Annotated in this window: 29 protein-coding genes; all 29 read right to left on the bottom strand. The window is 61.0% G+C overall.

Annotation, left to right across the window (positions count from 1 at the left end):
• Positions 1-171: 171 nt before the first annotated feature.
• Complete coding sequence (locus IP79_RS04985) at positions 172-939, bottom strand: hypothetical protein (protein ID WP_054118177.1); 768 nt, start codon at positions 937-939, stop codon at positions 172-174.
• A gap of 43 nt (positions 940-982) precedes the next feature.
• Complete coding sequence (locus tag IP79_RS04980) at positions 983-1,630, bottom strand: adenylate kinase (RefSeq protein ID WP_054118263.1); 648 nt, start codon at positions 1,628-1,630, stop codon at positions 983-985.
• Between the two features lie 102 nt (positions 1,631-1,732).
• On the bottom strand, positions 1,733-3,097 hold the full coding sequence (secY, locus tag IP79_RS04975) for a preprotein translocase subunit SecY (protein WP_054118176.1): 1,365 nt from the start codon (positions 3,095-3,097) through the stop codon (positions 1,733-1,735).
• A 161-nt stretch (positions 3,098-3,258) separates the two neighbouring features.
• On the bottom strand, positions 3,259-3,792 hold the full coding sequence (gene rplO, locus IP79_RS04970; RefSeq protein ID WP_054118175.1) for a 50S ribosomal protein L15: 534 nt from the start codon (positions 3,790-3,792) through the stop codon (positions 3,259-3,261).
• 74 nt (positions 3,793-3,866) lie between these two features.
• Positions 3,867-4,043, bottom strand: a complete 177-nt coding sequence (gene rpmD, locus IP79_RS04965; protein ID WP_054118174.1) for a 50S ribosomal protein L30 — start codon at positions 4,041-4,043, stop codon at positions 3,867-3,869.
• A gap of 6 nt (positions 4,044-4,049) precedes the next feature.
• A complete protein-coding gene (rpsE, locus tag IP79_RS04960) occupies positions 4,050-4,793 on the bottom strand; it encodes a 30S ribosomal protein S5 (RefSeq protein WP_054118173.1) in 744 nt (247 codons plus the stop codon).
• Between the two features lie 2 nt (positions 4,794-4,795).
• A complete protein-coding gene (gene rplR, locus IP79_RS04955; RefSeq protein ID WP_054118172.1) occupies positions 4,796-5,140 on the bottom strand; it encodes a 50S ribosomal protein L18 in 345 nt (114 codons plus the stop codon).
• A gap of 1 nt (position 5,141) precedes the next feature.
• Positions 5,142-5,675 (bottom strand): 50S ribosomal protein L6, encoded by a 534-nt coding sequence (gene rplF / locus IP79_RS04950; protein WP_054118171.1) that lies wholly within the window; start codon positions 5,673-5,675, stop codon positions 5,142-5,144.
• The gene (gene rpsH / locus IP79_RS04945; RefSeq protein ID WP_054118170.1) at positions 5,675-6,070 is read right to left on the bottom strand and encodes a 30S ribosomal protein S8; all 396 of its coding nucleotides are present in this window, start codon (positions 6,068-6,070) and stop codon (positions 5,675-5,677) included. The genes rplF and rpsH overlap by 1 nt, the downstream gene beginning before the upstream one ends.
• A gap of 10 nt (positions 6,071-6,080) precedes the next feature.
• Entirely contained in the window at positions 6,081-6,386 is a 306-nt protein-coding gene (gene rpsN, locus IP79_RS04940) for a 30S ribosomal protein S14 (RefSeq protein ID WP_054118169.1), read from the bottom strand.
• A gap of 42 nt (positions 6,387-6,428) precedes the next feature.
• Positions 6,429-7,016, bottom strand: a complete 588-nt coding sequence (rplE, locus tag IP79_RS04935; RefSeq protein ID WP_054118168.1) for a 50S ribosomal protein L5 — start codon at positions 7,014-7,016, stop codon at positions 6,429-6,431.
• On the bottom strand, positions 7,009-7,329 hold the full coding sequence (rplX, locus tag IP79_RS04930; RefSeq protein ID WP_054118167.1) for a 50S ribosomal protein L24: 321 nt from the start codon (positions 7,327-7,329) through the stop codon (positions 7,009-7,011). The genes rplE and rplX overlap by 8 nt, the downstream gene beginning before the upstream one ends.
• Positions 7,329-7,697, bottom strand: coding sequence for a 50S ribosomal protein L14 (gene rplN / locus IP79_RS04925; protein WP_054118166.1), 369 nt, complete (start codon positions 7,695-7,697; stop codon positions 7,329-7,331). The genes rplX and rplN overlap by 1 nt, the downstream gene beginning before the upstream one ends.
• A gap of 75 nt (positions 7,698-7,772) precedes the next feature.
• On the bottom strand, positions 7,773-8,063 hold the full coding sequence (rpsQ, locus tag IP79_RS04920) for a 30S ribosomal protein S17 (RefSeq protein ID WP_054118165.1): 291 nt from the start codon (positions 8,061-8,063) through the stop codon (positions 7,773-7,775).
• Between the two features lie 12 nt (positions 8,064-8,075).
• Positions 8,076-8,288: a 50S ribosomal protein L29 gene (gene rpmC, locus IP79_RS04915; RefSeq protein ID WP_054118164.1), complete on the bottom strand. Its 213-nt coding sequence runs from the start codon at positions 8,286-8,288 to the stop codon at positions 8,076-8,078.
• Entirely contained in the window at positions 8,288-8,722 is a 435-nt protein-coding gene (gene rplP, locus IP79_RS04910) for a 50S ribosomal protein L16 (RefSeq protein WP_054118163.1), read from the bottom strand. Before rplP ends, rpmC begins: the two co-directional genes overlap by 1 nt.
• 11 nt (positions 8,723-8,733) lie before the next feature.
• Complete coding sequence (gene rpsC, locus IP79_RS04905) at positions 8,734-9,429, bottom strand: 30S ribosomal protein S3 (RefSeq protein WP_054118162.1); 696 nt, start codon at positions 9,427-9,429, stop codon at positions 8,734-8,736.
• 1 nt (position 9,430) lies between these two features.
• Positions 9,431-9,808, bottom strand: coding sequence for a 50S ribosomal protein L22 (gene rplV, locus IP79_RS04900; protein ID WP_054118161.1), 378 nt, complete (start codon positions 9,806-9,808; stop codon positions 9,431-9,433).
• Positions 9,808-10,083 (bottom strand): 30S ribosomal protein S19, encoded by a 276-nt coding sequence (gene rpsS / locus IP79_RS04895; RefSeq protein WP_054118160.1) that lies wholly within the window; start codon positions 10,081-10,083, stop codon positions 9,808-9,810. Before rpsS ends, rplV begins: the two co-directional genes overlap by 1 nt.
• A gap of 6 nt (positions 10,084-10,089) precedes the next feature.
• Positions 10,090-10,926 (bottom strand): 50S ribosomal protein L2, encoded by an 837-nt coding sequence (gene rplB, locus IP79_RS04890; RefSeq protein ID WP_054118159.1) that lies wholly within the window; start codon positions 10,924-10,926, stop codon positions 10,090-10,092.
• 23 nt (positions 10,927-10,949) lie between these two features.
• A complete protein-coding gene (locus tag IP79_RS04885; protein ID WP_054118158.1) occupies positions 10,950-11,258 on the bottom strand; it encodes a 50S ribosomal protein L23 in 309 nt (102 codons plus the stop codon).
• Complete coding sequence (gene rplD / locus IP79_RS04880; RefSeq protein ID WP_054118157.1) at positions 11,251-11,880, bottom strand: 50S ribosomal protein L4; 630 nt, start codon at positions 11,878-11,880, stop codon at positions 11,251-11,253. Before rplD ends, IP79_RS04885 begins: the two co-directional genes overlap by 8 nt.
• Positions 11,881-11,883: 3 nt before the next feature.
• Positions 11,884-12,678, bottom strand: coding sequence for a 50S ribosomal protein L3 (rplC, locus tag IP79_RS04875; RefSeq protein ID WP_054118156.1), 795 nt, complete (start codon positions 12,676-12,678; stop codon positions 11,884-11,886).
• A 271-nt stretch (positions 12,679-12,949) separates the two neighbouring features.
• Positions 12,950-13,261 carry a 30S ribosomal protein S10 gene (gene rpsJ, locus IP79_RS04870; RefSeq protein ID WP_017665146.1) on the bottom strand — a complete coding sequence of 104 codons (312 nt, stop codon included), beginning with the start codon at positions 13,259-13,261 and terminating at the stop codon, positions 12,950-12,952.
• Between the two features lie 331 nt (positions 13,262-13,592).
• A complete protein-coding gene (tuf, locus tag IP79_RS04865; protein WP_054118155.1) occupies positions 13,593-14,783 on the bottom strand; it encodes an elongation factor Tu in 1,191 nt (396 codons plus the stop codon).
• A gap of 94 nt (positions 14,784-14,877) precedes the next feature.
• Positions 14,878-16,971, bottom strand: coding sequence for an elongation factor G (fusA, locus tag IP79_RS04860; RefSeq protein ID WP_054118154.1), 2,094 nt, complete (start codon positions 16,969-16,971; stop codon positions 14,878-14,880).
• Between the two features lie 134 nt (positions 16,972-17,105).
• Complete coding sequence (gene rpsG / locus IP79_RS04855) at positions 17,106-17,576, bottom strand: 30S ribosomal protein S7 (protein WP_054118153.1); 471 nt, start codon at positions 17,574-17,576, stop codon at positions 17,106-17,108.
• A 138-nt stretch (positions 17,577-17,714) separates the two neighbouring features.
• Positions 17,715-18,086, bottom strand: coding sequence for a 30S ribosomal protein S12 (rpsL, locus tag IP79_RS04850; protein WP_054118152.1), 372 nt, complete (start codon positions 18,084-18,086; stop codon positions 17,715-17,717).
• A 375-nt stretch (positions 18,087-18,461) separates the two neighbouring features.
• Positions 18,462-19,031: a MarR family winged helix-turn-helix transcriptional regulator gene (locus tag IP79_RS15175; RefSeq protein WP_082337022.1), complete on the bottom strand. Its 570-nt coding sequence runs from the start codon at positions 19,029-19,031 to the stop codon at positions 18,462-18,464.
• Positions 19,032-19,134 lie beyond the last annotated feature (103 nt).

Genomic DNA, 19,134 nt, shown 5'->3' with positions numbered 1-19,134 from the left:
ATCCCCATGTTCGTTTGCAGCAGCGTGCAGGCACGCAAACAGCAAAAAGTCCGGTTGGCACGCGCGAGGGCGATGCCTGCCGAACTTGCTTCGAACATGTCGAATGAGTGGCGCGCATAGGCTGATTCGCGGCGCAGGTCAACCGTGTGGCAAGGGGCAGTCAAGCCCTCGTCAGGCGCGAGGCTGGCTGTCCTCGAGATCGCCAAAGGCGTCGTCAACCGAAGCCGGCTTGTCAACCACGGCAGAGGGTGCCGGGATGCGAGACCTGATTACAGGTACTGCGGTGGTCTTTGCCGCTTCTGTCGTCTTGCCCTCTGCTTCGGCACCGCCATCCGCGCCCGCCGGAGCAGGATCTTCGGACGAAACCGGGCCCTCGGCAGGATCGGACGCGGGCGCCGCATCGGGCATTGCGACCGGGCCAAGCAGATCGGCCAAAGCGGTCAGCTGCGCGCCCATCACCCCGTCAACCGCCTTGGAAATGACAGGGACTTCGTAACGCATCGTCCCGCCGACATTATATTCCCATACGATCCGGGTGCCCTGCTCCACAGTGCTGATCGTGATGGTCAGGATGCCGGTTACCGGCTCGCTCTGGAGCGGGCCGAGCGCGCCTTGCATGCGCAATGCTGTTTCGGGATAGGCCTGTATCACACGCATGTGTTCGACGCTGCCTTGCAGGGTGAAGCGGCCCGGCTCGTCGACTTCGGGAATGGTCTCGCAAAAGCATCCGCCCGCCTGCGGCGTAAGCGTGAGGTTGGCGGCATCGCCTGACCAGGTATGTTCGGAACGCCACCAGCCCGCAGGTGCAATCAGCGCCAGCCATGCGTCTTTGGGACTGGCCTCAACCACAACCTCGTGACGCGAAACGAAGCCATCATCGGTAACGCGGGTCAGTTCGGCCGCTGCCGGGCTGGCGAGCGACAGCGCAGCCACTGCCATAACGGATCGGCACAAATTCGGGCTTACCGGCACCGCCCGTGCCTCAGCTCTTCAAGATCGCGTCGATCTGGCCCGCGACCACATCAATCGCCGCCATCCCGTCAACCCGCGTCACGATGCCGCGTGTTTCATAGCCAGGCAGGATCGGCGCTGTCTTTGCGCGATATTCCTGCATCCGCATCCGCACCGTTTCCTCATTGTCATCGGGGCGGCGTTTGAATTCGGTGCTGCCGCAAACGTCGCAAACGCCGTCTTTGGCAGGCGGGTTGGCAGTGTCATGGTACAGCGCGCCGCAATTCCCGCAGGACAGACGTCCGGTGATCCGTTCGACCAGAGCATCCTCGTTCACTTCGAGTTCGATCACGTGGTCGAGCACCCGGCCATTTCTGGCAAGGATCGCGTCAAGCGCATCGGCTTGGGCCGCCGTGCGGGGATAGCCATCGAAGATCGCGCCGGTCTCGGCGCCCATCGCCGCCAGTTCGGCGTCGATCAGATCGGACACGATTTCGTCGGAAACCAGCTCGCCCCGCTCCATCACGGCCTTGGCCTTGAGGCCAACCGGCGTGCCCGCCTTGACCGCGGCGCGCAACATGTCGCCGGTGGAAAGCTGCCGCATCCCGTGACGTTCGACCAGACCGGCGCTTTGCGTGCCTTTGCCTGCTCCGGGAGGGCCAAGAAGAATGATGTTCACGAACCGTCCCCCATTACGCCGCCGGTTCATGCCGACGGCTTGCTTGCAGACTTGCGGGTTCAACCATGGTCAGCGTCGCGTCAAGCAGACTTAAGTCTGCAATCAGCGCATCCGACCCTTGAGCTTCGCCTTCTTGATCAGATCGCCATACTGGTGCGCCAGCAAATGTGATTGCACCTGGGTTATGGTATCCACAGTCACGTTGACCACGATCAGCAGGCTGGTGCCGCCAAGGAACAACGGAATTCCGGTCTGCGCGATCATGTATTCCGGCACGACACACACAACAGTGAGATAGGCCGCGCCCAGCACCGTGATCCGGGTAAGGACATATTCGAGATAGTCCGCGGTGCGCTTGCCCGGACGGATACCGGGAATGAACCCCCCGTTCTTCTTCAGGTTATCCGCTGTCTCCTCAGGGTTGAAAACAACCGCGGTGTAGAAGAAGCAGAAGAAGATAATCCCGATCGCATAGAGCGCCATGTACAGCGGTTGCCCGTGCGCGAGATACTGGTTCAGCGTGATGATCACATTGCCGAAGGTGCTCTCGGTATCGACCGAGTTGCCGGCGAACTGCGAGATCGTCAGCGGCAGCAGCAACAGCGAACTGGCGAAAATCGGAGGAATCACACCGGCAGTATTGATCTTGAGCGGAAGGTGCGAGCGATCCGCCTGCATCATGCCGCGCTCGGTCGCGCGCTTGGGGTACTGGATCAGCAACCGGCGCTGGGCGCGCTCGAAGAAGCTGATGCCGTAAATCAGCACCGCAATCATCACCAGAAAAGCGATGATGATCCACGGCGCGATCGAACCGGTGCGTCCGCCTTCGAACAGGTTGCTGGCAAAGCTGGGGAACTGGGCGACAATGCCGGCCATGATGATCAGCGAAATACCGTTGCCGATCCCCCGGCTGGTGATCTGCTCACCCAACCAAAGCAGGAACATCGTGCCGCCCACAATGCTGACCACGGCGCCGATACGGAACAGGTAGCCCGGATCGACCACAGCGGCCAAACCGCTTTGCGCGGCGAAGCTTTCCAGACCGACAGCAAGGAAATAACCTTGGATTGCGCACAGGAATACCGTGCCATAACGCGTATACTGGTTCAGCTTCTGCCGCCCGCTCGCGCCTTCTTTTTTCAGGGCAGAAAGCGCCGGGTGGAGGGCCGAAGCCATCTGCACAACAATCGAGGCCGTGATGTACGGCATAACGCCGAGCGCAATCAGGCTCATGCGCTCGAGGCTTCCACCCGAAAATGCGTTGAACAGATCGAGGATGCCGCCGCGGGTCTGTTCATACAGATCGCTGAGGATCAGCGGATTGACGCCCGGCAAAGGCACAAAGCTGAGGAAACGGAAAACAATCAGCGCGCCGATCGTGAACCAGATGCGCTGCTTGAGCTCGGTCGCCTTGGCGAAATTGCCAAGATTGAGGTTGCTCGCGATATTGTCGGCGCGTGATGCCATGTCGTCTTATCGATCCTAGCTCTTGGGTCGTCGGCTGCGCCTGTCAGGCGACCACAACGAACCTTCCCTTGCGCGCCATACCGGCAGCGGTTCTGCACGCGAGAGCGTAAATAGGGAGCGCGGGGGCTCTTGTCGAACCCCCGCGCTCCCAATTTCGTCGATTACTTTGCTGCCGCAGCCTTGGCCGCCTTGTTGGCGTCGCGGCGGGCAAGCTTCTTTTCGTGCTCGGGGGTCGGGGCCGCAGCCACTTCAACCTTGCCGCCAGCCTTCTCGACCGCAGCAATTGCGCCCTTGGTCGCACCGGTCACCGCGAAGGTCACCTTGGAGGTGATTTCGCCCTTGCCGAGCAGACGCACACCATCCTTGCCATCGCGTACCAGGCCAGCGGCCCGCAGGACGTCTTCGGTAATGGTCGCCTTGGCATCGAGCTTTTCAGCGTCGATGAACTTCTGGATCATGCCGATGTTCACTTCGGCATAATCCTTGGCGAAGGGGTTGTTGAAGCCGCGCTTAGGCAGGCGCATGTGCAGCGGCATCTGGCCGCCTTCAAAGCCCTTGATCGCAACACCGGAACGGGCCTTCTGACCCTTTTGACCGCGAGCCGAGGTCTTGCCCTTGCCAGAGCCGATACCACGGCCCACACGCATGCGGCCCTTGCGGGCACCGGCATTGTCGCGGATGTCATTCAGTTTCATAGTCGTGCACTCGCTTTCGCTTTTGTCGCGCTGAGAGAAAGGAAGGCCCCGAATGATCGGGGCCTGCCTGGGTTTTAATCGATCACCTGCACCAGATGCGGGATCTTGGCGATCGCGCCGCGCACTTCAGGGGTATCCTGACGCTCGACGATCTTGTGCATCTTGTTCAGCCCGAGACCGATAAGGATCTTGCGCTGGCTTTCGGGACGACGGATCGGCGAACCGACCTGCTTGATCTTGATGGTAGCCATTATCGGTTACTCCGCGATCGCGGCAGCGTCAGCTTCCGCTTCGGCTGCACTCGATCCGCCGCGACCGAGAAGGTCAGCAACCTTCTTGCCGCGACGCTGAGCAACCGACTTCGGTGAAGTCTGCTCAGTCAGCGCGTCGAAGGTGGCGCGGATCATGTTGTAGGGGTTCGACGTGCCGACCGACTTGGTCACCACATCGGCAACGCCAAGGCTCTCGAACACAGCGCGCATCGGACCACCGGCGATGATGCCAGTACCCGGAGGCGCCGTGCGCAAGGTCACCTTGCCAGCGCCAAAACGGCCATTGCCGTCATGGTGCAGGGTGCGACCTTCCTTGAGCGGAACGCGGATCATCTTCTTGCGGGCTGCAGCAGTCGCCTTGGTGATCGCTTCGGGAACTTCGCGGGCCTTGCCGTGGCCAAAGCCGACGCGGCCCTGACCATCGCCAACCACGACCAGCGCAGCAAAACCGAAGCGCTTACCGCCCTTTACGGTCTTGGAGACGCGGTTGATGTGCACCAGCTTTTCGATGATGCCATCATCTTCTTCCTGACGACCGCCGCGGTTGTTGTCACGGCCGCCACGACCACGACCGCGATCACCGCCGCCGCCCTCGCGGTTGCCGCCACGGCCACGGCCACGACGCTGATTGCCATCATCTGCCTGTGCGGGCGACTGGTTATCAGCCGCCTCGGACGGCGTGGTTGCCACGGCGGGCACCTCGGTCTGGTTTTCGGTGTTCTCTGGCATAATCAGAACTCCAGCCCGCCATCGCGGGCGGCATCGGCCAGCGCCTTGACGCGGCCATGAAACAGGAACCCGCCGCGATCGAACACGACAGTGGTAACGCCCGCCTTCTTGGCGGCTTCGGCGATTGCCTTGCCGACTTCGACAGCAGCATCGACATTGGCGCCGCTCGACTTGACACCGAGCGTCGAGGCTGCGGCAACAGTGCGACCGGCAGCATCATCGATGATCTGCGCGTAGATGTGGCGGCCGGTGCGGTGCACCGACAGACGGGGCTTGCCGCCGGCACGTGCGCGAAGCGCGGTGCGGACGCGGCGACGGCGCCGTTCGAACAGGGAGAGCTTAGCCATCTTACCTCTTCTTCCCTTCCTTGCGGAAGATATACTCGCCGCGGTAAGCGATACCCTTGCCCTTATAGGGCTCGGGCTTGCGCCACCGGCGGATTTCAGCGGCGAACTGGCCGACAGCCTGCTTGTCCACGCCCGAGACTTCGACCGTGGTCTGGTCCGGGGTCTTCACTTCGAGGCCCTCGGGCACCGGAAGATCGACATCGTGGCTGTAGCCGAGCTGCAGCTTCAGGTTCCGGCCCTGTGCGTTGGCACGGTAGCCGACGCCCTTGATCACCAGAACCTTGGTGAAGCCTTCGCTGACGCCTTCGACCAAGTTCGAAACAAGCGTGCGCTGCATGCCCCAGAAGGCGCGTGCCTGCTTGCTGTCATTGGCCGGCTTGACCGAAATCGTGCCATCTTCGACCTTGTAATCGATCAGATCGGACAGACCCAGGGTCAGGGTGCCCTTGGGCCCCTTTACCGTCAGCGTGCCGTTATCGATGGTGGCCGTCACCCCGCCGGGGATCGCCACCGGCTTTTTGCCGATGCGGCTCATCAGAACACCTCCGCCAGCACTTCGCCACCGACGTTGTTGGTGCGTGCCTCGGCATCCGAGAGCACGCCCCGCGGCGTGGAGACGATGGTGATACCAAGGCCGTTGCGGATCGTCGGCAGTTCCTTGGAACCCGAATAGACGCGGCGGCCAGGCTTCGAAACGCGGGCCACGTGCTTGATCGCGGGCTCGCCTTCGAAATATTTCAGTTCAATCCGCAGCGCCTTGTGCTTGCCCGAATTGTCTTCGCTGAAGCCACGGATGTAGCCTTCACGCTGAAGCACTTCGAGCACGCTTGCACGCAGGTTGCTGGCGGGCGTCAGGACGGAGTCCTTCTTCGCACGCTGGCCGTTGCGGATGCGGGTGAGCATATCACCCAGTGGATCGGTCATAGCCATTGTTCAGTCCTCACCAGCTCGACTTGGTCAGACCGGGAATCAACCCGCTGTTGCCAAGCTGACGCAGTTCGATCCGGTTGATGCCGAACTTGCGGTAATAGCCGCGCGGGCGGCCGGTGGTGGCGCAACGGTTGCGAACCCGGGTCGGGTTCGCGTTGCGCGGAAGCTCTGCCATCTTGAGACGCGCCACGAGACGTTCCGTCTCGTCGAGCGATTCATCGGCAGCAATCGCCTTCAGCTTCTCGTACTTCGCAGCGTACTGCTTGACGAGCTTCTTGCGACGCTCATTCTTGTTGATGGAACTCAGTTTCGCCATGGACTTAAGCTCTCTTGCCTAGTGTCTTTTGGGGGAAGCGGCTCACGCCGCCTCCTTCTGTTCGGTCTTGGCCTCGCCAGCGAAGGGGAAGCCGAACAGGCGCAGCAGTTCGCGCGCCTCTTCATCGGTTTTCGCGGTGGTGGTCACGATGATGTCCATCCCGCGGACCTTGTCGATCTTGTCGTAGCTGATTTCGGGGAACACGATCTGTTCCTTCAGCCCCATCGCGTAGTTCCCGCGGCCATCGAACGACTTGGCGTTCAGACCACGAAAGTCACGGATGCGCGGCATTGCCACGGTGACCAGACGATCAAGGAATTCGTACATGCGCTCGCGGCGCAAGGTCACCTTGCATCCGATCGGCATGCCTTCGCGCAGTTTGAACTGGGCGATCGACTTCTTGGCGATGGTGATAACCGGCTTCTGGCCGGCGATCAGCGCCATTTCCTCGGCAGCGGTCTGAACCTTCTTCTTGTCCTGGCTCGCCTCGCCCACGCCCATGTTGAGCGTGATCTTTTCGAGCTTCGGAACTTCGAGACGGTTCTTGTAACCGAACTTTTCGGTCATCGCGGCCACGATTTCGGCGTCATACTTCGCCTTCATCCGTGCCGTGTAGGTGGCATCAGCCATTGATGGTCTCCCCGCTCTTCACAGCAACGCGCACCTTCTTGCCGTCCTTGGTTTCAAACCGGACGCGGGTGGGCTTGCCATCCTTGGGATCGGCCAGAGCGACCTTCGAGATGTGCATCGGAGCCGGAAACCGGTCGATGCCACCCTGGGGGTTGGTCTGGCTGGGCTTGCGGTGACGGGCGGCGATGTTGATGCCTTCGACAACAACCTTGCCATCCTTGGGCATGACCGAGGCGACCGTACCGGTACGACCCTTGTCCTTGCCCGACAGCACGACGACGCTGTCACCCTTCTTGATCTTGGCGGCCGACATTACAGCACCTCCGGAGCAAGCGAGATGATTTTCATGAAGCCACGCGAACGCAGTTCACGCACCACGGGGCCAAAGATACGGGTGCCGATCGGCTCCTCGTTCTTGTTGACCAGCACGGCAGCGTTGCTGTCGAAACGGATGACGGTGCCATCCGGACGACGAACGTCCTTGCGGGTGCGCACGATCACAGCGCGATGAACATCGCCCTTCTTGACCTTCGCGCGCGGCTGCGCCTCCTTGATGGAGACGACGATCACGTCGCCGACACCCGCGGTACGACGCTTCGACCCGCCCAGCACCTTGATGCACTGGACGCGCTTGGCGCCGCTGTTGTCCGCGACGTCGAGATTGGATTGCATCTGGATCATTGATCCGGTTCCTTCTCACTGGCTTTCCGGGACGCCCAATCCGACTGGGGCCCGGTAGTTCCGTTTACGTCTAACTCAGTTACCGGCCGCAGCGACGTCGAGGTCAGCCTCGACAGCCTGCGTACCGCCCGCAACAACCCGGTCCTTGACGATCCAGGTCTTGGTCTTGGACATCGGCCGGGTCTCTTCGATCCGGACGACATCACCAACGGTAAACTCGTTGTTCTCATCGTGCGCGTGATACTTCTTCGAGCGCCGGATGATCTTCCCGTAGAGCGGGTGCTTCACCTTGCGTTCGACCAGCACGGTCACGGTCTTGTCGGTCTTGTCGGAGCTCACAGTCCCGACGAGGATGCGCTTGGGCATTGTGGTAACTCCTTACGCTTTGCCGGCGGCGGCTTTGGCCGCGCGCTCGTTCTGAAGCGTTTTGATCTGCGCGATGCTCCGGCGCACCATGCGGATGCGCGACGGGGCTTCGAGCTGGTTGGTCGCAGCCTGGAACCGCAGATTGTACTGCTCGCGCTTCAGCTCGGTGAGCTCGGCGGTCAGTTGATCGTCAGTCTTGGTGCGAAGGTCCGCAAAGTCGGCCATTATTCGCCTCCCAGGTGGCTGGTGTCACCCAGACGGGCGACAACCTTGGTCTTGATCGGCAGCTTCATTGCTGCGCGCTCGAATGCTTCGGCAGCGAGCGGGCCCGCGACGCCATCGAGTTCGAACAGGATGCGGCCCGGCTTAACCCGCGCTGCCCAGTATTCGACAGAACCCTTGCCCTTACCCTGACGGACTTCGGCAGGCTTCTTGGTCACTGGCACATCGGGGAAGATGCGGATCCAGAGACGACCCTGACGCTTGATGTGACGCGTGATCGCACGGCGAGCCGCTTCGATCTGGCGGGCTGTAATCCGCTCGGGTTCCATCGCCTTGAGGCCGTAAGAGCCGAAGTTGAGGGTGGTTCCACCCTTGGCTTCGCCCTTGATCCGTCCCTTGAACTGCTTGCGGAACTTGTGCTTTTTCGGTTGCAACATGGTCTGTTACCTCAACGAGCCGGCCGGACGCCGGAAGTCTGGGCTTCCATCATCAGGCGATCCTGCGCGGTCGGGTCATGGGCGAGGATTTCGCCCTTGAAGATCCACACCTTGATACCGATGATCCCGTAGGCGGTGAGCGCCTCGCAATCGGCGTAATCGATGTTGGCACGCAGCGTGTGAGCCGGAACGCGGCCTTCACGATACGATTCAACACGAGCGATTTCAGCGCCGCCAAGACGGCCACCGCAAGTGATCTTGATGCCCTCGGCCCCGAGACGGATGGCCGACTGCATCGCGCGCTTCATCGCCCGGCGGAATGCCACGCGGCGAACCAGCTGATCAGCGATGCCCTGCGCAACAAGCTTGGCATCAACTTCCGGCTTGCGGATCTCGACGATGTTCAGCTTCACTTCGCTCTGCGTCATCGTGGCAAGCTTCGAACGCAGCTTTTCGATATCTGCGCCCTTCTTGCCGATGATCACGCCGGGACGTGCCGCATAGATCGAAACGCGGCACAGCTTGGCCGGACGCTCGATCACCACCTTGGAAACTGCCGCCTGCGGCAGGTTCTTCATGATGTACTTGCGGATCATGACGTCTTCTTTGAGCAGCTGCGCATAGTCACGCCCTTCGGCGTACCAGCGGCTGTCCCAGGTGCGGTTGATCTGCAGGCGCAGACCGATCGGATTGCTCTTCTGGCCCATCTTACGCCTCTTCTGCTTCGCGAACCACAATCCGCAGCCGTGAGAACGGCTTGAGGATGCGGGTCGACTTGCCGCGACCACGGGTGTGGAACCGCTTCATCGTCACCGACTTGCCGACCGAGGCTTCCGCCACGATCAACGCATCAACGTCGAGGTTGTGGTTGTTTTCAGCGTTGGCGATCGCCGAGGCGAGAACCTTGCTCGCATCGCGTGCCATTGCCCGCTTGGAAAAGGCGAGAATATTCAACGCCTCTTCTGCCTTCTTGCCGCGGATCAGGGCCGCAACGAGGTTGAGCTTCTGCGCCGAACCACGGATTGTGGTGCCGACGGCCAGCGCCTCGTTATCGCCCACGCGGCGGGGTGCCTTAGCCTTGCTCATCAGCGCTTGCCCTTCTTGTCGGCAGCGTGGCCGGGGAAGGTGCGCGTCGGCGCAAATTCACCAAGCTTATGTCCGACCATTTCTTCCGAAACCGAAACGGGAATGAACTTGTGCCCGTTATAGACATTGAAGGTGAGCCCAACGAACTGCGGCAGAATCGTCGAGCGGCGCGACCAGGTCTTGATCGGCTTTGCATTGCTCGCTTCCTGCGCGCCTTCTGCCTTCTTGAGCAGGCTCAGCTCGACAAACGGACCTTTCCAGACGGAACGTGCCATCGTCTTTTACCTCTTCTTCTTCGCGTGACGCGAACGGATGATCATCTTGTCCGTCTGCTTGTTATGGCGAGTGCGGGCACCCTTGGTCGGCTTGCCCCATGGAGTCACCGGATGGCGACCGCCCGAGGTCCGGCCTTCACCACCGCCGTGCGGGTGATCGACCGGGTTCTTGGCAACACCGCGGGTCAGCGGGCGAACGCCCATCCACCGCTTGCGGCCAGCCTTGGCAAAGTTCTGGTTGCCGTTGTCGGGGTTCGACACAGCACCAACCGTACCCATGCAATCGGCGCGCAGATAACGCTGCTCGCCCGAGTTCAGACGCACGATAACCATCGCGCGGTCACGGCCGACGACCTGCACATAGGTGCCTGCCGAACGGGCGATCTGGCCGCCCTTGCCCGGCTTCATCTCAACGTTGTGGCAAATCGTGCCAACCGGCATCTGACCCAGCAGCATCGCGTTGCCCGGCTTGGTGTCGGTCTTTTCGCCAGCCACAACCGTGTCGCCGACAGCAAGGCGCTGCGGAGCGATGATGTAGGCCTGTTCGCCGTCCTCGTACTTGACGAGTGCGATGAACGCCGTGCGGTTGGGGTCATATTCCAGACGCTCGACGGTGGCAGGCTGATCCCACTTGCGACGCTTGAAGTCGATGTAGCGGTACTTCTGCTTGTGACCACCGGCGATGCCACGCGAGGTGACATGACCCTTGTTGTTGCGGCCACCGGTCTTGTGCTTGCCTTCGGTAAGCGCCTTGACCGGCTTGCCCTTCCACAGGGCCGACTTGTCGACCAGAATCAGACCGCGGCGAGCGGGACTGGTCGGTTTATAGTTCTTGAGTGCCATTGTTCGTTTCCTGTCCCTTGGCCTCAGATACCGCTGGTGATGTCGATCATTTCACCCTCGGCGAGGGTGACAATGGCCTTCTTCACATCGGAGCGCGTGTAAGGCTTGCCCTTCCAGCGCTTGGTCTTGCCCTTCATGATCAGGGTATTCACCGAGACGACCTTCTTGTCGTAAATCGCCTCGACGGCTTCCTTGATCTGCGGCTTGGTTGCAGTGCCTGCAACCTTGAAGACCACGGCGTTGTTTTCCGACGCGAGGGTCGACTTTTCCGTGATGTGCGGCGCGATGATCACGTCGTAATGACGCGCATCGACAGTCTGCTTCTTAGCCATTGAAGCGCGCCTCCAGCTTTTCGACAGCGGCCTTGGTCAGCACCAGCGTGTCGTGGTTGAGGATGTCGTAGACGTTGGCGCCCATGGCCGGCATCACGTTGATGCCCGGCAGGTTACCGGCAGCCTTCTTGAAGCCTGCGTCAACCTGTTCGCCGTCGATTACCAGCACCTTGCCCGAAAAACCGGCCTTCTCGAAGTGGCCCTTGAGCACCTTGGTCTTGGCCTCGGCCAATTCCAGGGTGTCAACGATCACAAGACCGTCCTTGGCCTTCGACGAAAGCGCCATCTTCAGACCGAGCGCGCGGATCTTCTTGTTGAGCGACTGCTCGAACTCGCGCTTGCGGGCACCGTGGGCCTTACCGCCGCCGATGAAGATCGGAGCTGCACGGTCGCCGTGACGGGCGGTACCACCACCCTTCTGCTTGCCGAACTTCTTGCCGGTGCGGGCCACGTCCGAACGCTCACGCGTCGGGCGGGCAGTGCCGCGGCGGTTTTCCAGCTGCCAGGTCACGACCCGGTGCAGGATGTCGGCGCGCGGCTCGATGCCGAACACATCGTCCGAAAGCTCGATGTCAGCGCCCTTCAGCGCCGAACCGTCGATGTTCTGAACCTTAATCTTCATGGCTCAGCCTTCCTTGTTTTCGTCGGTGGCCGGAGCGTCGGTTTCGACGGCTTCGGTCACGACCACATCTTCAGCAGCCGTTTCGGCAACCGAGGGGGTCTCTTCAGCGACAGGAGCGTTCTTCGAAAGGACAGCGCCGGGGAACGGCACACCTTCTGGAAGCGGCAGCTTCACAGCGTCACGAACCAGCAACCAGCCATTCTTCGCGCCGGGCACCGAGCCCTTGACGAACAGCAGGCCGCGCTCGGCGTCCGTGCGGACGATTTCGAGGTTCTGCTGGGTGCGCTGACGGTCGCCCATGTGGCCGGCCATCTTCTTGCCCTTGAACACACGGCCCGGATCCTGACGGTTACCCGTCGAACCGTGGGCACGGTGCGAGATCGACACGCCGTGGGTCGCACGCATACCGCCGAAGCCCCAACGCTTCATGGCGCCGGCAAAGCCCTTGCCCTGCGTGTGACCGGTGATGTCGACCATCTGACCGGCGATGAAATGTTCGGCGCTGATGGTCGAACCAACCGGCACGAGGCCGTCGGCGTCTTCGACGCGGAATTCAGCGACGCGCTTCTTCAGGCCGACATCGGCCTTGGCGAAATGTTCACGCTGCGGCTTGGCAACGTTCTTCTGCTTGGCTTCGCCTGCACCCAGCTGGACTGCGAAATAACCATCGCGGTCTGCGGTGCGGTGCGAAACCACCTGGCAATCTTCCAGAGCGAGAACGGTAACGGGCACGTGCCGTCCATCCTCCTGGAAGAGGCGGGTCATCCCGACTTTCTTTGCGATAACGCCGGTGCGCATCGTCAGTTACTCCTCAACAGAGGCACCCTACGGACCATCCGCAAGGTGCATGGCGAGGCCATGTTGCAAGCAACACAGCCCCAGTTCAGCCCGAATTTTCATGCATCGCCCCGTCCGGGCTGATTGCTCCGCTGGCCGGATGGCCGCTGGAGCGAGACGGGGGACGCAGCCCGGATAGATTATCCGGCGGTATCCACCCTATCGTCAGGTGGAGCTATCTGAGCTCCAACGATAGAGGCCCCCTGCCGAAGCGGGGGGCATTTCGGCCGGCTTACGCCAGCTTGATTTCAACGTTCACGCCAGCGGCCAGATCAAGCTTCATCAAAGCATCGACGGTCTGGGCGTTGGGCTGCACGATATCGAGCAGCCGCTTGTAGGTGCGCACCTCGAACTGCTCACGCGACTTCTTGTCGACGTGCGGACCGCGGTTCACGGTGAACTTCTCGATACGCGTCGGCAGAGGAATGGGGCCACGAATAAGAGCGCCAGTGCGGCGGGCCGTATCTGCGATCTCGCCAGTTGCCTGGTCGAGCACGCGGTGATCAAACGCCTTGAGGCGAATACGGATATTCTGAGCTTCCATGTCCTACTACCGATGCGAAAGAGCCAAGGAGCCGCCGGCTACCCGGCATTTCCCAAAAAACAAAGGCCGGCCCCGCCATTTTCCGGTTTCCCGAGGCGGGCGGCCTTCTTCAAAACTGTAACAAACGGGACGAATCTCGTTTGCGGATGCGCGCCTATACGGAGCGTGTTGGATTCTGGCAAGAGCCAACTGAAAGGAAATTGCGCCGAAGCGTAACGACCTCGTCCGCGGTGCGATCACCGCCCTGCCCTCACACAAAAAGGCCCGGCTGCTCCTGATGAGCGGCCGGGCCTGTTTTGCGTTCAGTTAGCTCCCTAACGGGAGCAGAACCTTACTTGGTGATCTTGGCAACGACGCCCGAACCCACGGTGCGGCCGCCTTCGCGAATTGCGAAGCGCAGACCTTCGTCCATGGCGATCGGTGCAATCAGCTTCACGCCGATGGTCACGTTGTCGCCCGGCATCACCATTTCGGTGCCTTCGGGAAGGATCACTTCGCCGGTCACGTCGGTGGTGCGGAAGTAGAACTGCGGGCGGTAGTTGGCGAAGAACGGCGTGTGACGGCCGCCTTCGTCCTTCGACAGCACGTAGACTTCTGCGCTGAACTCGGTGTGCGGGCTAACCGTGCCGGGCTTGCAGAGAACCTGGCCACGCTCGACGTCTTCACGGGCAACGCCGCGGATCAGGGCGCCGACGTTGTCGCCAGCTTCACCGCGATCAAGCAGCTTGCGGAACATTTCCACGCCGGTGACGGTGGTCTTGCGGGTGTCCTTGATGCCGACGATTTCGACTTCTTCGCCCACATTGACGATGCCGGTTTCGATACGGCCGGTCACCACGGTGCCGCGACCCGAGATCGAGAACACGTCTTCGATCGGCATCAGGAACGGCTTGTCGATCGGACGATCGGGCTGCGGAATGAAGCTGTCGACAGCTTCGATCAGCGCGATCACCGAATCCTTGCCGATGTTGTCATCGCGACCTTCGAGAGCGGCGAGAGCCGAGCCCTTGATGATCGGAATGTTATCACCGTCAAAGTCGTACGACGACAGCAGTTCGCGGACTTCCAGTTCGACGAGCTCGAGGATTTCCTCGTCATCGACCTGATCGACCTTGTTCATGTAAACGACCAGTGCCGGCACGCCGACCTGACGGGCGAGCAGGATGTGCTCGCGGGTCTGGGGCATCGGGCCGTCAGCAGCGTTAACCACCAGGATCGCGCCGTCCATCTGGGCGGCACCGGTGATCATGTTCTTCACGTAGTCGGCGTGGCCCGGGCAATCGACGTGGGCGTAGTGACGCGCAGCCGATTCGTACTCGACGTGGGCGGTCGAGATGGTGATCCCGCGCTCACGCTCTTCGGGAGCCTTGTCGATGTTGGCGAAATCGACAGCGGCGCCGCCGTAAACTTCAGCCATCACCTTGGTGATTGCGGCGGTCAGCGTGGTCTTGCCATGGTCAACGTGACCGATGGTGCCGATGTTGCAGTGCGGCTTATTCCGCTGGAACTTTTCCTTGGCCATTTCTCTGGTGTACCTTCTTGAATGAAACGATGTGTTCGCGGGAGAACGGCGGTGCCCGCTGAATCAGGCGCCGCCCCTAGACCGTCAGACCGGCTTAGGCAAGTTTCTCCTTGACCTCGGCTGCGACATTCGCCGGAACCTCGTCATAGTGCGAGAACTGCATGGAGTAGTTCGCACGCCCTTGCGTGAACGAACGCAGCTCGTTGACGTAGCCGAACATGTTGGCGAGCGGGACAAACGCCTCGACCGCCTGGGCATTACCGCGCGTGTCGGTGCCCTGGATCTGTCCGCGCCGGCTGTTGAGATCGCCGATAACGTCGCCCAGATAATCATCCGGAGTGACAACTTCGACCTTCATGATCGGCTCGAGCAGCTTGATCCCGGCCTTCTGCGCGACTTCACGCATGGCACCGCGAGCGGCGATTTCGAACGCAATCGCGCTCGAGTCGACGTCGTGGTACGCACCATCGGTCAGCTTGATGCTGAAGTCGATGATCGGGAACCCGACCAGGTGCCCGCTGGCAGCCTGTTCGCGGAAACCCTTTTCGATCGCCGGGATATATTCGCGCGGGATGTTCCCGCCCTTAATCACGTCTTCGAAGATCACGCCCTGGCCACGCTCACCGGGGATGACCGTAACCTTCACGCGGCCGAACTGGCCCGAGCCACCCGACTGCTTCTTGTGGGTGTAATCGACTTCGACTTCGCGGGCGAGATACTCGCGGTAAGCCACCTGCGGCGCGCCGACGTTGGCTTCGACCTTGAACTCGCGCTTCATGCGGTCGACGATGATGTCGAGGTGCAATTCGCCCATGCCCTTGATGATGGTCTGGCCGCTTTCGTGATCGGTCGAGACGCGGAACGAGGGATCTTCAGCCGACAGGCGGTTGAGCGCGATGCCCATCTTTTCCTGGTCAGCCTTGGTCTTGGGTTCCACCGAAAGCTCGATCACCGGCTCGGGGAATTCCATCCGTTCGAGCACGATCGGCGCCTTTTCCGCGCAGAGCGTATCGCCCGTGGTGGTTTCCTTCATGCCGGCAAGCGCGATGATGTCCCCCGCGAAGGCTTCATCCACGTCCTTGCGCTCGTTCGCATGCATTTCCAGCATACGACCGACCTTTTCCTTCTTGTCCTTCACCGAGTTCAGGTAGGTGCCCTTGGTGAGGTGACCCGAATAAATGCGGATGAAGGTGAGCGAGCCCACGAAGGGATCGTTCATGACCTTGAATGCGAGAGCGCTGAACGGCGCTTCGTCAGTGGCCGGACGGCTGTCGGGCTCGTCGCTGTCGATCTTGACGCCCTGGACGTCAGGAATGTCGAGCGGCGAAGGCAGATAATCGACCACGGCGTCGAGCAGGGGCTGAACGCCCTTGTTCTTGAACGCCGAACCGCAGCACACGGGCACGAACGACTGGTTCAGCGTGCCCTTGCGGATCAGCGCCTTCAGCGTTGCGGCATCAGGCTCGTTGCCTTCGAGATAGGCTTCCATCGCGTCGTCGTCCTGCTCGACGGCAAGCTCGATCAATTCGCTGCGGTAGATCGCCGCTTCATCAGCCAGATCAGCCGGAATCTCTTCGTAGAAGAATTCGGCGCCCAGCGCTTCGTCCTTCCAGATGATCGCGCGGTTGTTCACAAGGTCGACAAGGCCCTTCAGATCGGCTTCGAGACCGATCGGAATGTACAGCACAGCCGGGCGCGCACCCAGACGATCGATGATCGACTGCACGCAATATTTGAAGTTGGCACCGGTGCGGTCGAGCTTGTTGATGAAACACATGCGCGGCACGCCGTACTTGTCGGCCTGACGCCACACGGTTTCGGACTGCGGTTCAACACCGGCCACGCCGTCGAAGCAGGCGACCGCGCCATCGAGCACGCGCAGCGAGCGTTCGACTTCGATGGTGAAGTCCACGTGTCCGGGAGTGTCGATGATGTTGATCCGGTGTTCCGGGCCCTTGCCGTCTTCGGCCTGCCAGAAACAGGTCGTCGCAGCCGAGGTGATCGTGATCCCGCGCTCCTGCTCCTGCTCCATCCAGTCCATCGTCGCCGCGCCATCGTGCACTTCGCCGATCTTGTAGGACTTGCCGGTGTAGAACAGAATCCGCTCGGTCGTGGTGGTCTTGCCGGCGTCGATATGCGCCATAATGCCGATATTGCGGTAGCGTTCGAGCGGATGGCTGCGTGCCATAATGAATTCCCTAAGATTGCTGGAGCCGGGCGGGCCACCCGGGCCTCGCTCGCGCTCCATATAGTTGCTTTTGTGTCAGCGGAAAGACCGGCCGCCCGTTTTTCACCGGAGCGGCCGCTTCCCCTGCCCCGCTCTTACCAGCGGTAGTGCGAGAACGCGCGGTTGGCGTCTGCCATCCGGTGGGTGTCTTCACGCTTCTTGACGGCATTGCCGCGGTTGTTGGCCGCATCCATCAGCTCACCCGACAGACGCGCTGCCATGGTGGTTTCCGGACGACCGCGTGCAGCCGTGATCAGCCAGCGGATCGCCAGCGCCTGGGCACGCTCGGGACGAACCTCGACCGGCACCTGATAGGTCGCACCACCAACACGGCGGCTGCGCACTTCGACCTGCGGCTTCACATTGTTCAGCGCATCGTGGAACAGCTGGATCGGATCGGCCTTGGCCTTCGATTCAACCGTGGCCATCGCGCTGTAAACGATGCCTTCGGCAACCGCTTTTTTGCCGTCATACATGAGGTTGTTCATGAACTTCGACAGGATCTGATCACCATACTGGGGATCGGGCAGGATGACCCGCTTTTCGGGACGACGACGACGTGACATCTTTTTAATTCCTTCGGAATGCGCCCCGACCTTCGTCGGGGCTTGCGGCTCCGGCCCGCTCCCCCGCCCGGCCACCCAGATGCTATCCCGCAGGATGGCCGGGCGGAGGAGCGGTCCGGAGCCGGACCTTGCCTAACCTTACTTCGGACGCTTGGCGCCGTACTTCGAACGCGACTTGCGACGGTCCTTCACACCCTGTGTGTCGAGCACGCCGCGCAGGACGTGGTAACGCACACCGGGAAGATCGCGCACACGCCCGCCGCGGATCAGCACAACAGAGTGCTCCTGCAGGTTGTGGCCTTCACCGGGGATGTAGCTGATGACCTCGCGCTGGTTGGTCAGGCGAACCTTGGCCACCTTGCGCAGCGCCGAGTTCGGCTTCTTCGGGGTCGTCGTGTAAACGCGGGTGCAAACGCCGCGCTTCTGCGGGTTCTGCTCCATCGCAGGGACCTTGGACTTGGCCTTCTGCGGAACGCGGCCCTTGCGGACCAGCTGGTTGATTGTCGGCATTAGTTCTCACTTCACCTGATAAGGGTGGAACGGGTGCCGGAAGATGGGAGGAGGAAAAGCCCTAGACCGCCATCCCGAGCTTCACCCGGAACCGCTGGCAGCTAGCAAAAAGCCCACTGCGAGCATCCAGCCGAAGCTGAAAGACGTCTAAGCCGAAACGCTCCACCCGCAAATCCGGCCCTTCGGCCACCGGGTTACTTTGACGGCTGCCCCCTTGGGAGGAACGCACCGGCAATGTTCAGCTCGAGCCGGGGATTAGCCCGGAAGATGGGCGCCCTTAGGCGGGATTGGATGGGGGGTCAAGGGGCGGCTGCCGGAGCGACCGAAGGAACCTGGAATTGCCGCGTCTCGCTTTGGATAAGCCGCGGCACCGCACTATCTGCGCGATTTCGCTGCAAATCCCCTGGCCATGATGGTTTCGAAATAGGCCGCCATCGCATCACGCGCCTTGTCAGTAAGTCTCACAAAAATACGGCGTTTGTCTTTCTCGTCAGCAGCACGATCCACGTATCCACGCGCTTCAAGTATCTGAATGTACCGCAAAGCTGTGGTGTTTGGCACCCCGCTTCCAAGGCACAAAGAAGAAACGCTGAGGCGCGATTCAGCCAGTTCGGAACGATACAGATCCAGAAGCATCGCCCATGTCGGATCGAAAAACAAATCCTGGTCGAAATACTTCGCGCGCGCCTTACGAGCCGCCAATATCTTATCAAGTGCTACAGTAATATCTTGCCGGCTTGGCTGGATCGGAAGAAACTTTAAGTTCGTTGCTGCCGGGAAGTTCGAATTACCACCGCACACGCGGCTGACAGGTCTTTCGGCATTCAGCGCAATAACGTTGCTGACATCACCACAATTTTCACCCGCCGATTGCGCAGCCCTGCTTTGCACGAAAGCCGTGATGCAATCAATGCACTCGTTAGCTAATTTCATTTCGGTTGGCATAGCGTTGCTTATAACATAGGCTGGTAATCAGTGTTGTCACCTAATCGGGTGTCACCTGATTAGATTACATCAAACTGTCACACTCTCGGGAATGATCGGAAAG

The sequence above is a fragment of the Porphyrobacter sp. AAP60 genome, assembly GCF_001296025.1.
GTDB lineage: Bacteria > Pseudomonadota > Alphaproteobacteria > Sphingomonadales > Sphingomonadaceae > Erythrobacter.
The sequence above is the reverse complement of the archived record's forward strand: the minus strand, read 5'-3'. Positions and strand labels throughout refer to the sequence as shown.